Here is a 15,633-nt window from a genome sequence, read left to right as displayed (position 1 = left end):
TACACACTAATATATTGAAGTTATTTAAAGTCGCAAAATAATTAATAATAACGAATTATGAATGACTAATTGAGATTTAATTTCTTAATTTTTAACCTATCACTTTTAATTTTGCAAATTGTAATAACAATTTCTTTTTACCAACGGTACCAAATTTGATTTCTGCTTTTTTATTAGGACCACTTCCTTCTAAAGCAAGTACCTCTCCACTACCAAATCTATTATGTTCAACGATATTACCTACTACAATATTGCCATCAAACAAGTTTGTTTTTGATGTTGCTTGCGATACTTTTTTAAGATTTTTAGGAACTATGATTTCTTTCTTTTTCACCAAATCTCGTTCCATTTTCTTTCGTTGAATTGGTTTTTGAAAACGAATTCCTTTAGGAGCATCCTCAAAAATACTTTTGTCTATAAACCTATTAACAGAAGATTCTGGAGTTTTAGGTGTAATATAATGTAAATACTGTTCATCTATTTCTTCTAAAAATCTACTGGGTTCTGCGTCAACTAATTTCCCCCATCTATAACGCGTTTGTGCATAAGATAGGTAAGCTACTTTTTCTGCTCTAGTTAATGCAACATAAAATAATCTTCGTTCTTCTTCTAGCTCACTTCTAGTATTCATACTCATTGCAGAAGGAAATAAATTTTCTTCTAAACCAACAATATAAACATATAAGTACTCTAATCCTTTTGATTGATGAATTGTCATTAAAGAAACAGATGGTTTATCATCATCTTTTTTAGCATCAAAATCTGTAGCCAAGGCAACATCTTCTAAAAACGTAGTTAAAGAAGTATCTTGACCTTCTTCAATTTTATCGGTAATAAAATCTTTTATTCCGTTTAAAAGTTCTTGAACATTTTCTACTTTACTAACAGCTTCTGGCGTTCCATCTTTTTCTAAATCTTTAATTAACTGGGTTTGTTTTACAACTGTTTCAGCGATTTCAAAAGCATTTTTTGTTTGCGATTCTATTTGAAGTCGCAACATCATGTTCATAAAATTCTGAAGTTTATTTTTGGTTCCAGCATTTATTTTTAAATCAATTTTATCTATATATTTTATAATATCGAAAATTGATTTTTTATAATGATTTGCTGCTATAGTTAATTTATCTATTGTAGTTGCTCCAATTCCACGAGCAGGATAATTGATAATTCTTTTTAAAGCTTCTTCATCATTTGGATTGATTAAAATACGTAAATAAGACAGTATATCTTTGATTTCTTTTCTTTGATAAAAAGAAATTCCACCATAAATTTTATAATCAATCCCTTTTTTACGCAGCGCATCTTCAATAGCTCTAGATTGTGAATTTGTTCTATACAGCACACAAAAATCATCAGAACTTAATTGATGGTTCATTTGATTTTCCCAAATGGATTGTGCTACAAAACGACCTTCTTCTCCATCAGAAATTGTACGCATAACATTTATCGCATCTCCAGCATCATTAGAAGTCCAAACCTCTTTATCTAATTTGGTTTTATTTCTTGCTATTACAGAATTTGCTGCGTTTACAATATTACTTGTAGAGCGGTAATTTTGTTCTAATTTAAATGTTTTTACTTCTGGATAATCTTTTTGAAAGTTTAAAATATTCTGAATATTTGCCCCTCTAAAACTATAGATACTTTGCGAGTCATCACCAACCACACAAATATTTTGAAAGCGATCTGCTAAAGCTTTTACAATTAGGTATTGTGAGTGATTTGTATCTTGATACTCATCAACCATAATATATCTAAACCGGTCTTGATATTTTGCTAAAGATTCTGGAAAACGTGCTAGTAATTCATTGGTTCTTAATAATAAATCATCAAAATCCATTGCCCCTGCTTTAAAGCATCTATCAACATATTCTTTGTAAATTTCTCCAACTTTTGGCCTACTTGCATGTAAATCTGCTTCTTGTAAATCTGAGTTATTAAAATAGGCTCTTACCGTTATCAAACTATTTTTAAATGATGAAATTCTATTTAAAATTTGTTTTGGTTTATAACGTTCTTTATCTAAATTCATTTCTTTGATAATTGCAGAAATCAATCTAACAGAATCTTGAGAATCGTAAATCGTAAAATTGCTTGGAAAACCCAACTTATCTGCTTCCGAACGTAAAATTCTTGCAAACACAGAGTGAAAAGTTCCCATCCACAAATTTTTTGCTTCACTTACCCCAACAACTCCTGCAATTCTTTCTTTCATTTCTCTTGCTGCTTTGTTGGTAAATGTGAGTGATAAAATATTAAAAGCATCAACTCCTTGTTGCATTAAATGTGCAATTCTATAAGTTAATACACGCGTTTTACCAGAACCTGCTCCTGCTATTATTATCATTGGGCCATCTTTTTGTAAGACAGCTTGTTTTTGAGCTTCGTTTAAAGAATTTAAATAAGTATTCAATAGTTTTTTTTGAAAGAGTTTGAAAACGTGAATTTAACCAAACTATTTGTTTCTAATAAGGAAGATCTTTAATTTTTATTCACAAATTATTTTCATAAAACCATTCATTTATCTGCCTATAAACAGATAAAATATAATATCTGCTTATGAGCAGATAATTAAAAATATCTGCTTATAGGCAGATATTTTTTCGATTTAACTAAAGAAACTATATATTTGCTTAAATTTTATACTAATAATGACCAGTATTTTAACAGGAGACATCATCAAATCTAGAAAAAATGAAGATCATTTTTGGATAGAAACACTAAAAGACATCTTAAGATCATTTGGTAATGCTCCTAAAACTTGGCAAATTTATAGAGGTGACAGTTTTCAATTAGAAATCAAAAACTGTGAGCAAGCATTTTATGCAGCATTAAAATTAAAATCCCACTTAAAATCAATAGAGAATATTGATGTTAGAATCGGTATTGGAATAGGTAAAAAAGAATTTAATGTGGATGAAATCACAACATCTAACGGAGAAGCTTTTATTAATTCTGGTTTCGCCTTTGACACCTATTTAAAAAAACAAACTATTGCTATAAAGACACCATGGCAAGAACTAGATGAAGAGCTAAATATTGCTTTTGACTTGGCGTTATTGACAATGGATTCTTGGACAAAAAATTCTGCAGAAGTTTTTAAATTGTCTTTAGAATCTAAAAATATTACTCAAAATGAAATAGCTACTCTTTTAGGAATTACACAAGGAAGAGTTAGTGAAAGACAAAAACGTGCTGGATTTGAACCTATTATGAAATTGGAAAAGCGTTTTAGGAAATTAATCAAACAAAAGATAAACGTATAATTATGTTAATATTCTTAAAATTTTTATTAGCACATATTTTAGGTGATTTTGTTTTTCAACCAGAAAACTGGGTAAAAGACAAAGAAAAAAAGAAAGTAAAATCTTTAAAATTATACTTTCATATAGGTGTTCATGCACTTTTATTATTACTTGTACTTAAATTCAATTTAAAAGAATATTGGTTAGGTTTTTTATTAATTATTAGTTCTCATTATATTATTGATATTCTAAAATTATATCTTCAAAAAAAGAAAACAACACGGATTTGGTTTTTTATCGATCAAATTTCACGTCTTTTAATTCTGTTACTAGCTAGTTCGATGTATACAGATTATTCATTTTCACTAGAAGATATCATCACAGAAAAAAATTTGTTATTGCTCATTTTTTTACTCTTAATAATATCTGTTTCTGCAATTATCATTAAAATAATTATTACACAATGGAATCCTGAAAACAAAAAAGAAAATGATGACTCACTTGCTAAAGCAGGACGCTACATAGGAATTTTAGAACGCTTATTTGTTTTTACATTTGTAATTAGCAATCATTGGGAAGCTATTGGTTTTTTATTGGCTGCTAAATCAGTTTTTAGATTTGGAGACTTAACTTCGTCAAAAGACAGGAAACTGACAGAATATATTTTAATTGGTACTTTATTAAGTTTTGGCTTTGCTATCTTTTTAGGAGTTCTATATTTGTATCTTTTAAATTTAATCTAATTTATGGAAGACAAATTATTAGAAAGTATTGCCTATATTTTACCAGCTGTAGTTACCGGCTTTGTTACGTATTACATGTTTAATAGCATTGTAAAAAAAGAAAACACAGATAAAAAAATAGAACTTTTAACTGGCAAAAAAAAAGATTCTTTACCTATTAAACTACATGCTTATGAGCGAATGACATTGTTTTGTGAGCGTATTAACCCTATTAAAATATTGGTTAGAGTAAAACCAATCTCGGAGAACACCAATGAATATTTACAATTATTAATAGCAAATATAGAGCAAGAATTTGAACATAATTTAGTGCAACAAATATACATTTCTAACGATTCTTGGACGGCAATAGTTGCTGCAAAAAATGCTGTTATTAATAAATTAAAACAAGCTGCAAAAACATCTAATTCAGCAAACAACTTAAGAGAAAATATTTTAATAGATTACTCTAAAACTCTCCCCCCTACAGAAACAGCTATTTCATTTATAAAAAATGAAGTAAAGAAATTACTATAATTATAAAAACCTTCTTTAGATTTAAAGAAGGTTTTTTATAATTATCAATTAAATATTTAATAAGTAAGAAAAGTTAAAATTGTAGCCTTACTCCAAACTTAATATTTCTACCACGTGTAGAATACCCTAAAATATCATCGTAATCTTCGTTTAATAAATTTGTAACAGCACCAAACAATGTTACTGTTTCATTTAATAACTTATAATTTGCACTAAAATCTAATACTTGATAGCTCGGTAAAATTACATCGGCACCAAAAGCACCAAAAGAACCATATCTATCAAAATATGTTCTCTCCCCTACACTTCTATATGTAAAATTAAAAAAAGTATTCTCTAAGACCGTGATATCTACACCTGCAACAATTTTATTAGCTGGAATATAGTCGTTAAAATCTTCTAATTCATCTTTATCTACATAAGTATAAGATGCATTAAATGTTAAAAAACTTACTGGAGATATTACTGAATTAACTTCAAATCCATTTGAGTTAGAAGATCCATTAGCATATTTATAAGTACTATTATTATAAACAATAGCATCATCTTCTTTTCTATTAAAATATACAGCATCTAATTTTAACCAATCTTTATAGCTAGCATCAAAACCAACTTCAAAAGTTTTGTTAGATTCTGGTTTCAAATCTAAGTTGCCTGCAAAACCATCATATAATTGGTATAAACTTGGTGCTATAAACGCTGTACTATATGACGTTAATAATTTTACAGAAGCGGTTTCATTTTTTAAAACTGAATACGCTAAATTTCCATCATAAACCAAATGATTTCCATAGACATTATGAATATTTAGTCGTCCACCAACATTTACACTTAAACCATAATTTGAGATATAGACAACACTTGCATACGGATCTATTGTACTAAAATTAGCCACAGATTTATCTATAATAGCAAACGGAGTTACGGTATTATTACTGTGTTTTTGATAGTTTAACCCCGTAATTAATTGAAAATTAATCTCTTTAAAATCGTATTTATTTACCAAATCTAGATTAATACTTCTACCTACAAACTCATAATTATCTAAAGTTCCTGCATAAGAATTGAATTGATCTACATCTCTTTCTACCACATTTAAAGAAGCTAATAAATAAACTTGACCATTCTTATAAGAAAATTTAGGCTTTACTCCAACTCTAAATTGTTCTTGATTCCCTGTATTTACATCACTATCCGAAAATGCACCAGCATCAAAATTATAATCAAACTCATCATAATTTAAAAACGTTTCAACACTCATATTTTTGCTAAAATCATATCCTAATTTTAATAATGTATTTTTCCTATGAAATGCATCTTTATCAAACTCAGTATTCGTTTTACTTTTTGCAGACGACATTCCATCAATTCCAGTAATACTAAAAGATCCTAAAAAATTAAATTTTCCCAATGATCCGTTTAAATTTACATTTTGATTTTTATCAGATAAACCACTACCTGTAATCTTTGCTGTATTATTTGTACCTAAACTTGTTTCAAAAGAACCAGAGATTTGATTTTTAGAAGCTTTCTTTAAAAGAATATTGATAACTGCAGTTGCAGCTCCAGAACCATATAGCGTAGATGAAGCTCCTTTTAGAATTTCAATAGATTCTATTTGACTTAAAGCCAACAAACGTAAATCAAATTCTTGGTTTATACCTGATTGATCTGTTACAGGTACTCCGTCTATCAAAACCAAAACCTGTCTACTTCTACCACCTCTAATATTTATACTTCTAGGTTCTGATGCATTAGAATTTACCCCTCTAACATCAATCCCTGCAATCATATTTAAGATGTCAACAACATTCTTACCTGCATTTTGTTGCAATTGTTTTTGCGTGATTTTTTGAATTACTTTACCAGTATTCTCTTTTTTTAGTTTAAACTTAGTTGCAGTTAGTACAACCTCATCTAAAGTTTCTACCTTTTCTTTTTGCTGTGCAAAAAAATTGGTGTTGACAAAACTACATGCCAATACACTTACAATTAGTAATTGTTTTTTCATTTTAATAAATTTGATTTTCAATAAATCAGGTAAATTTTGTGTACAAATATAGATTGGTACATAAACTTTTATCCCGAAAGTTTTTAACTCTTTTTTTGATTTTTGGCAGGTCTCCTGACTTGCGTCTTGTAACTGACCTTCCCAACAAAAAAATGTCAGTGGTTAAAGAATTAGTTACAAGCTTTTTAGCTTACAGTTGCGGGAACAGCTCTAGATTTTAACTAGATTCCCTTTTAATTTGATGTAAAATGATTTTAACATCAAAACCAAAATCACGACAAATGTAGTTTATAAATTGATTTTACAAAACAATTTTGTAATCTTGTTGTCAAATTATTTTTGATGATGAAAAGTACACAGAATTTATTTTTTTTAATCCTTGTTATACTCGTATTTTCTTGTAAAAAAGAAATTCTAAAAGTTGACACAAAAACGACTTCTGAAAGTAACATTAAATATGCCAAAGGTTTTGATATTGTTAATGAAAAGGGCGTTAAAAAATTAATCATAAAATCTACTTACCAAAATTCTAAAGATGTTTTTGAATACATCATAAAAGAAAATAAAACCGATAGCATACTAGATTATAAATACAATATAATTAAAGTTCCTATTAAAAAAATAGTTGTAACCTCAACAACACATATTCCAATGGTAGAATTGCTCAATAAAGAAAATACTATTGTTGGTTTTCCTTATGGAAAGTATGTATCATCAGAAAAAACTAGACAATTAATTGATGAGGGAATAATAAAAGAAATAGGAAAAGAAAGTTCTTTAAACACCGAAATTCTATTAAACTTACAACCAGATTTAGTAGTAGGTTATAGTGTTTCTTCTGCAGATAAATCTCTAACAACTATAAAAAAAGCAGGAATTAATGTTGTTTATAATGGAGATTGGCTTGAAGAAACTCCTTTAGGAAGAGCAGAATGGATTAAGTTTTTTGGTATTTTATTTGATAAAGAAAAACAGGCTGATAGCATTTTTAAGGTCATTGAAAAAAATTATATAGAAGCAAAAAAATTAGCAAAAAAATCAACCAAAAAACCAACTATTTTATCGGGTGCAATTATGAGTAAAGACATATGGAGTCTGCCTGCTGGAGAAAGTTTTGTTGCTCAGTTTTTAATAGATGCTAATGTGGATTATTTATGGAAAAACACCAAAGGAAAAGGAAGTTTATCTTTAAGTTTTGAAAGTGTTTTTGACAAAGGAAAAGAAGCTGATTATTGGATTGCTCCTGGTTATTTTTCTTCTAAAGAACAGTTGCTAAAAAGTAATCAATTATACACTAAATTTTCATCTTTTCAAAATGATAAAATTTACACACCTTCTACTAAAAAAGGAAAAACAGGTGGTGTCATTTATTATGAATTAGCCTCTACAAGACCTGATTTAGTTTTAAAAGATATTATTAAAATTACAAACCCTGATTTATTACCAAATTATAGTTTTACTTTTTTTGAAAAGATGAACTAATTTTTTTTTATGCTTTTAATAAATTCTTTGCTTCTTTTCTGCTTTTAATATTTAGTTTTTCGTAAATATTTTTTACATGAAATTTAACTGTGTTAACAGAAATATTAAGTTTATCTGCAATTTCTTTGTTGGTAATTCCTACAACTATAAAATCAAATATTTCTGACTCTCTAATACTTAAATTTGTATCAACTAAGGGGGTAATATCCGTTTTCATTTTTAATTCTTTTGATAAAGAATTAACTTCCTTAGAATAATTAAGAATTTCACTTCTCATTAAATAATTCTCGTCATTTAATATTTTCATTCTATATATAACGGCAAAAGAAAGTAAAGTCATTTCAAAAAAACCTCCTAATTTTAAAATAAAAGGGCTAACAAAATAATCAGAAAAGCCAAACAGTTTCATATAATAAAAGTTGGTAGCAAAAACTAGAATAAAGAAATATCCAACCACAAATATTTTAATAAATAAATTTTTTCTAAACAACAAAACCCCTGTGAACCAGTAAATAACAAATAATAAAAAACCTAGTGATTCTAATATTACAAAATATATAAAATTATTTGTAATCAAATACATAATATAAAATACTGAAATTATAAAAAAGATAAAAGAGCCAATATATTTAACCTTAGGATAATAATTATTTATTTGCATATAATTGCTAGAAAATAACAAAGCAAAACCAAACGTTAAAAAATGGGATGTAGCCACCATATAACTGATAAAATTTTCAGAATATCCTAATAAACTTAGCATGCCGTCACTTACAAAAATCGTAACTGATATTGAAGCTAAAAACAAACTGTATAGTATAAATATTCTTCTTCTTAGATTTAAAAAATAAAGAATATTTAGTACAATTGTTATAAAAGCAAAGCCAAAATAAAAACCAATAAATAAAAAATTATTTTTTTCTTCATTAACTAATGAAGAATACGTTTTTACTTCAATAGGAATTAAGGCTTCTCTATAAGCCTCTACTCTTAAATAAATTGGTGCAGAACTTGAAGTCTTATAAGTAGGGTAACGTTCTTTTGTTAATTTGACAAGTTCTTTATTTCCTTGAAAACCTTTAGTATTTACAATTTTGTAATTTAAAACATGAACAATATAGCTACTCTTTTCTTTCTTGAAATTTTCTATTTTAACCCAAAAAACACCATTATTTAAGCCTTGGTTAATTGGCCCATTGTATGTCTTAAAATTTACAGAATCAATATTACTTATATTTAAATCTTGTTTTAAATCATGAAAATACGAGATTTTTGTTTGAGAGAAACTCAAAGCTGTAAAAATCAAAAAAAATGTATATATAAGTTTTCTTCTCAAAAATTAGAATATTAGTAGGTGTTATTTTCTGTTTTATTTAAAATAATTTAGTTTGACTTTCGTCATCGTTTTTTTTAACTTCTGCTTTCTTTTTTGCAATTGATTTTTGCAATGCAATTCTTGCTTTTTCTTCAGGAGAAACGTTTTCTGCTATTGGTTTATTTATTGTAACTTCAGGAACATCAATAGGTAATTTATCTTCAACTTCCTCTTCACCTACAAGTTCTATTTCTTCTAATTTATCTTCTTCAGGTTCTTCAAAAGGTAAAGCTTCCAATAAATTTACTTGTTTAATTTTCTCTGCAGTCAATTGGTTTCCTTGTGCTTTTATTCCCTTAACAGCTATAAATTCCTCAAGATTTACTTCTTCATTTTCTAGACTTCTTTTAGAATACACAACTTCTACAATTGGTCTATAATCTGTAGCAACTATTTCTAATTGGGATTTTGGATGTTCAGAAATAAATACTTCTTCTTTTTCTGGTATTTCAATTAAAAACCGTTTGATATAATAACGTTCTTTTTCTCCATCAAAATAAATCGCAGAAATTGGCTTATTCGGTTTCCATTTTTCTAGAACAATCATATCACTTTCAAAATGCATCGCTAAATCTGGTTTTACCGCTTTGGCTTTACCATTTTGTGTGATGATTAACAATTTATCTTCTGCTTTAAACTCTCCTAACAATTCTCCTCTTTCATCAACATTTAAGCGTTGTACAGCATCGTCAAACCAAATTTTTCTTGGCTTTAAAGTAGAAACACCTTCCGATTTAAAGTCAATAGATTTTATAGTGTACTTTGTAATGGTATTTCCACGAACAGCTCTTCCTTTTACGGCTAAATCAGCAAAATCAATATCCCATTTTAGTTTTTTTACGCTACCTACAGATCGTAAATTAACAGTAACAACTTCTGCTTCTCCGTTAGGGTTTGCTGTAAAATAATGTACTATAGAACCTTTATTTCCGTTTGTTAAATCGTATTCTTTATCTCTTGTTACAGAAGTAACATTAAAACGTTTCATATAAGACGGACCTCGACTACCATCTCTATACATAAAGTTATAAACCGTTCTTTTATCTTTCTTTTTAAAGACTGCAACATGAATAATATCTTTACCAACAAAAGTTTTAGCATCTACTTTTGTAACCATCATTTTACCATCTTTTCTAAAGACAATAATATCATCTATATCTGAACAATCTGTTACAAACTCATCTCTTTTTAATGAAGTACCAATAAAACCTTCTTCTCTATTTACATAAAGTTTTGCGTTATTCATAGCTACTTTTGAGGCAACAATATCATCAAAAATTCTAATTTCTGTTTTACGCTCCTTTCCTTTTCCGTAAGTATCTTTTAAGCGTTTAAAATAATCGATAGCAAACTCAACAAGATTCTCTAAATGACTTTTTACAACTGCAATTTTATCTTCTAAACCTTCTATAAATTGTTTGGCTTTGTCAATATCAAATTTCGATATTTTTTTGATTCGTATTTCTGTTAAACGCGTAATATCTTCTTCGGTAATTGCCCGTTTTAAATGTTTGATATAAGGCTGTAAACCTTTATCAATTGCTTCAATTACTCCTTCCCAAGTTTCTTCTTCTTCAATATCTCTATAGATTCTATTTTCTATAAAAATTCTTTCTAATGATGAAAAATGCCATTGTTCTTCTAGCTCGTTTAACTGAATTTCTAATTCTTTTTTTAATAAATCAACCGTTAAATCTGTTGAATGTTTTAACATTTCTGAAACACCAACAAATACTGGTTTATTATTTTCTATAGTACATGCTAAAGGAGATATTGAATTTTCACAATTTGTAAAGGCATATAAAGCATCAATAGTTTTGTCTGGAGAAACATTTGGTGGTAAATGCACTAAAATCTCTACTTCTGCAGCAGTATTGTCTTCAATTTTTTTGATCTTAATTTTTCCTTTTTCATTGGCTTTGATAATACTATCAATTAATGATGTAGTTGTTGTTCCAAAAGGAATCTCATTTATAACTAAGGTTTTTTTATCGAGTTGATGAATTTTGGCACGAATACGTACTTTTCCACCTCTTTTACCATCATTATAATTGGTAAAGTCAGCAATTCCGCCCGTTAAAAAATCAGGTACTATTTTAAAACTTCTACCTTTTAAATATTTAATAGAAGCATCAATTAATTCAATAAAATTATGTGGTAATATTTTTGTAGACAAACCCACTGCAATTCCCTCTGCACCTTGTGCTAATAAAAGCGGGAATTTTACAGGTAAATCTATAGGTTCTTTTCTTCTTCCGTCATAAGATAGTTTCCATTCTGTTGTTTTTGGGTTAAAAACAACATCTAATGCAAATTTAGACAAGCGTGCTTCAATATATCTTGATGCCGCAGCTCTATCTCCCGTAAGAATATTTCCCCAGTTTCCTTGCATGTCAATCAGCAATTCTTTCTGACCAATTTGCACCATGGCATCTGCAATAGAAGCATCACCATGTGGGTGATATTGCATGGTATGCCCCACAATATTTGCCACTTTATTGTAACGACCATCATCCAAATCTTTCATAGAATGCATAATTCTACGTTGAACAGGTTTTAAGCCGTCTTCTAAGGACGGGACCGCTCTTTCTAAAATCACATAGGAAGCATAATCTAAAAACCACTCTTTATACATTCCTGTAACCTTAGTAATGGTTTCTTCTTGAGGATTTTCGTCCTCATTAATCAATTCTTCTTCGTGTTCGTTTTCGTTTATTTCTTCACTCATGATAGAGAAATAATTATTTTTTTGATTCTTTAGTTTTTATTTGCAATGAAATGATGATTAACAATCCTGCTAAGACACCAAAAATAGCACCTGAGTTTTCTTTGTTTGATATATGATTCCAATCTATTTGAAATAGCCAAAACAATAAAAATAGTGCAAATAATCCAGAAATAATATTCTTAATTAACTTTGTATTATACTTCTTCTTCGACATAGTCTAACTCAACTTTTAAATTCTCTATGATAAATTTTTGTCTATCTGGTGTATTCTTTCCCATATAAAATTCTAACATTTGTTCAATAGACATTTCTTTGTCTAACATAACAGGATCTAAACGAATATCATTTCCTATAAAATGTACAAATTCATTTGGAGAAATCTCACCCAAACCTTTAAATCGAGTTATTTCTGGCTTTCCTCTTAATTTTGCAATTGCTTCACGTTTCTCTTCATCAGAATAACAATAAAAAGTTTGTTTTTTATTTCTAACTCTAAAAAGAGGTGTTTCTAAAATATACAAATGTCCTTCTTTGATTAATTCTGGAAAAAATTGCAAGAAAAAAGTAATTAATAATAAACGAATGTGCATCCCATCTACATCTGCATCGGTTGCAATTACAATATTATTATAACGTAAATCTTCTAAACCATCTTCTATATTTAAAGCTGCTTGTAAAAGGTTGAATTCTTCGTTTTCGTACACAATTTTTTTACTCAATCCGTAAGAATTTAAAGGCTTTCCTTTTAAACTAAAAACGGCTTGGGTATTTACGTTTCTAGATTTTGTTATAGAACCAGAAGCAGAATCTCCCTCAGTAATAAACAACGTAGTTTCTAAATAGTTTTCTTTTTTAACATCACCCAAATGAATTCTACAATCTCGTAATTTTTTATTGTGTAAACTGGCTTTTTTTGCTCTATCTCTAGCTAATTTTCGAATTCCAGAAAGCTCTTTACGCTCTTTTTCTGCCTGAACAATTTTTTTCTGCAGCTTGTCTGCTACTTCTGGGTTTTTATGTAAATAATTATCTAATTGAGTTTTAACAAAATCGTTAATATAGGTTCTTACTGTTGGTAATTTACCTCCCATTTCTGTAGAACCTAATTTTGTTTTTGTCTGACTTTCAAAAACGGGTTCCATTACTTTAATTGCAATTGCAGAAATAATAGATTTACGCACATCTGAAGCCTCAAAATTCTTTCCGTAAAACTCACGTATTGTTTTTACAATAGCTTCTCTAAATGCTGCTTGATGAGTTCCACCTTGCGTGGTATGTTGTCCATTTACAAAAGAATGATATTCTTCTGAATATTGTGTTTTACTATGTGTGATGGCAACTTCAATATCATCTCCTTTAAGGTGAATTATTGGATATAACATATCATCTTGATTGTTATTATCTTCCAATAAATCTTTCAATCCATTTTCTGAAAAAAACTTTTCACCGTTAAAAATAATAGTTAAACCAGGATTTAGATACACATAGTTTTTTAGCATCTTAGCTACATATTCACTTCTGAATTTGTATTTCTTAAAGATTTCTTCATCTGGAATAAAAGAAACTTTTGTTCCTTTTCTTCTTGATGTTTCTTCTAAAAAATCTTGATTTTCTAAATTTCCTTGACAAAATTCGGCCGAAGCAGATTTTCCATCTCTAGAAGATTCAACTCTAAAAAAAGAGGAGAGTGCATTTACTGCTTTGGTACCAACACCATTTAAACCTACCGATTTTTTAAACGCTTTAGAGTCGTACTTACCACCCGTATTCATTTTAGAAACTACATCAACAACCTTTCCTAAAGGAATTCCACGTCCATAATCTCTAACTGTAACTTTACTTCCTTGTATAGAAATTTCGATGGTTTTCCCTGCACCCATCACATATTCATCAATAGAATTATCTAAAACTTCTTTTACAAGAATGTAAATTCCATCATCAGCAGAAGAACCATCTCCTAATTTACCAATGTACATTCCTGGACGCATTCTAATATGCTCTTTCCAATCTAATGACCGAATATTATCTTCTGTATATTTTGTTTCTTGACTCATAAAAATCTCTTTCTACTATTACCTTTGAAGTACTTGCTAAAATAGCATTTAACCGATTAAAATAAAATGCCTTTGCTAATTAGTTATTAACAGATTTTCAACGAAATTATAGCTATAAAAGCTAATTTAAAAAACACAAAAGGCAACAATCTGTTTTATTTTTAAACAATTAGGTTTTTATTTATACTTTTATTTACTTTTGACACAATTAATAAAATATTTTACATTGGAAAGAACACAACTTTTAGAATTAGCAAATAAGTACGGAAGTCCTTTATATGTTTACGATACCGAAAAAATTGAATCTCAATACAAAAGATTAACTGATGCTTTTAGTAGCGTAAAGAATTTAAAATTGAATTATGCTGTAAAAGCACTTTCTAATATTAATATTTTAAAGTTTTTTAAAAATATGGGAGCTGGTTTAGATACCGTTTCTATACAAGAAGTACAGTTAAGTTTAACAACAGGAATAGATCCTAAGAAAATTATTTTTACGCCCAATGGTGTTTCTTTAAATGAAATTGAGAAAGTTGCTAAACTAGGTGTACAGATTAATATTGATAATCTTTCTATTTTAGAGTTATTTGGACAAAAACACCCAGATATTCCTGTTTGTGTTCGTATCAATCCTCATATTATGGCAGGCGGAAACTCTAAAATCTCTGTAGGTCATATCGATTCAAAATTTGGAATCTCTATTCACCAAGTTCCACATATAAAACGTGTTGTAGAAAATACCGGAATGAACATTAACGGAATTCATATGCACACAGGTTCTGATATTCTAGATATTGATACATTTTTACGTGCAACAGAAATTTTATTTGATGTAGCTAAACAGTTTGAAAATATCGATTTTATAGATTTTGGAAGCGGATTTAAAGTGCCTTATAAAGAAGGAGATATTTCTACAGATATTGAACAATTAGGATTACAGTTATCAGAAAGATTCAATGGATTTTGCAAGGAGTATGGCAAGGAAATTACTTTAATGTTTGAACCAGGTAAATTTTTAGTTTCTGAAGCGGGTGTCTTTTTAGCTAAAGTAAATGTTGTTAAACAGACAACCTCTACAGTTTTTGCTCATGTAGATTCTGGTTTTAACCACTTAGTTAGACCCATGATGTACGACTCTTATCATCATATTACAAACATTTCAAACCCAGAAGGTAGAGATCGTTACTATTCGGTTGTAGGTTATATTTGTGAAACAGACACCTTTGGTTCTAACAGAAGAATTGCAGAAATTTCTGAAGAAGATGTTTTATGCTTTCACAATGCAGGTGCATATTGTTTCTCAATGGCCTCTAATTATAATTCTAGATATTTACCGGCAGAAGTTATGGTATACAAAGGAAAAGATTACTTAATTAGAAAAAGACAAACTATGCAAGACATACTTCATAACCAAGAGGTAATTGCTTTTCCTGAAAAAAATATTACTAAAAAAGAAAAAGCATCTCTATAATTAAACGC

At 28.6% G+C, this 15,633-nt stretch carries 11 protein-coding genes and 1 riboswitch; of the genes, 5 read left to right on the top strand and 6 right to left on the bottom strand.

Annotated features, from left to right (window positions below; genetic code table 11):
- Positions 1-91 precede the first annotated feature (91 nt).
- Entirely contained in the window at positions 92-2,413 is a 2,322-nt protein-coding gene (locus MC378_RS02780) for an ATP-dependent helicase (protein ID WP_242177191.1), read from the bottom strand.
- Positions 2,414-2,651: 238 nt separating this feature from the next.
- Here MC378_RS02780 and MC378_RS02775 point away from each other — a divergent pair, with 238 nt between their 5' ends.
- From MC378_RS02775 to MC378_RS02765, 3 genes are read left to right on the top strand one after another with little or no spacing between them, the layout of a single operon-like run.
- Positions 2,652-3,266 (top strand): SatD family protein, encoded by a 615-nt coding sequence (locus MC378_RS02775; protein ID WP_242177190.1) that lies wholly within the window; start codon positions 2,652-2,654, stop codon positions 3,264-3,266.
- A 2-nt stretch (positions 3,267-3,268) separates the two neighbouring features.
- Positions 3,269-3,988, top strand: coding sequence for a DUF3307 domain-containing protein (locus tag MC378_RS02770; RefSeq protein WP_242177189.1), 720 nt, complete (start codon positions 3,269-3,271; stop codon positions 3,986-3,988).
- A gap of 3 nt (positions 3,989-3,991) precedes the next feature.
- The gene (locus MC378_RS02765; RefSeq protein ID WP_242177188.1) at positions 3,992-4,504 is read left to right on the top strand and encodes a DUF7935 family protein; all 513 of its coding nucleotides are present in this window, start codon (positions 3,992-3,994) and stop codon (positions 4,502-4,504) included.
- A 73-nt stretch (positions 4,505-4,577) separates the two neighbouring features.
- Here MC378_RS02765 and MC378_RS02760 read toward each other — a convergent pair whose 3' ends face one another.
- Positions 4,578-6,515 (bottom strand): TonB-dependent receptor plug domain-containing protein, encoded by a 1,938-nt coding sequence (locus tag MC378_RS02760; protein ID WP_242177187.1) that lies wholly within the window; start codon positions 6,513-6,515, stop codon positions 4,578-4,580.
- An 87-nt stretch (positions 6,516-6,602) separates the two neighbouring features.
- Positions 6,603-6,801: riboswitch (cobalamin riboswitch) on the bottom strand.
- A gap of 56 nt (positions 6,802-6,857) precedes the next feature.
- On the opposite strand from MC378_RS02760, the gene MC378_RS02755 reads away from it, so the two are divergent.
- On the top strand, positions 6,858-7,997 hold the full coding sequence (locus MC378_RS02755; RefSeq protein WP_338048435.1) for an ABC transporter substrate-binding protein: 1,140 nt from the start codon (positions 6,858-6,860) through the stop codon (positions 7,995-7,997).
- Positions 7,998-8,004: 7 nt separating this feature from the next.
- On the opposite strand, the gene MC378_RS02750 is transcribed toward MC378_RS02755, so the two are convergent.
- The 4 genes from MC378_RS02750 to MC378_RS02735 form a co-directional block, all read right to left on the bottom strand.
- A complete protein-coding gene (locus MC378_RS02750) occupies positions 8,005-9,303 on the bottom strand; it encodes a LuxR C-terminal-related transcriptional regulator (RefSeq protein ID WP_242177186.1) in 1,299 nt (432 codons plus the stop codon).
- Between the two features lie 67 nt (positions 9,304-9,370).
- Complete coding sequence (locus MC378_RS02745; protein WP_242177185.1) at positions 9,371-12,100, bottom strand: DNA gyrase/topoisomerase IV subunit A; 2,730 nt, start codon at positions 12,098-12,100, stop codon at positions 9,371-9,373.
- 13 nt (positions 12,101-12,113) lie between these two features.
- Positions 12,114-12,314, bottom strand: a complete 201-nt coding sequence (locus tag MC378_RS02740; RefSeq protein WP_242177184.1) for a hypothetical protein — start codon at positions 12,312-12,314, stop codon at positions 12,114-12,116.
- Entirely contained in the window at positions 12,295-14,154 is a 1,860-nt protein-coding gene (locus tag MC378_RS02735; protein ID WP_242177183.1) for a DNA topoisomerase IV subunit B, read from the bottom strand. The genes MC378_RS02740 and MC378_RS02735 overlap by 20 nt, the downstream gene beginning before the upstream one ends.
- Positions 14,155-14,380: 226 nt before the next feature.
- On the opposite strand from MC378_RS02735, the gene lysA reads away from it, so the two are divergent.
- Entirely contained in the window at positions 14,381-15,625 is a 1,245-nt protein-coding gene (gene lysA, locus MC378_RS02730) for a diaminopimelate decarboxylase (RefSeq protein WP_242177182.1), read from the top strand.
- Positions 15,626-15,633 lie beyond the last annotated feature (8 nt).

Source organism: Polaribacter marinus (assembly GCF_022662535.1).
Taxonomy (GTDB): Bacteria; Bacteroidota; Bacteroidia; order Flavobacteriales; family Flavobacteriaceae; genus Polaribacter; species Polaribacter marinus.
Note: the sequence above shows the minus strand (reverse complement) of the source record. Positions and strands in the feature narration are given on the sequence as shown.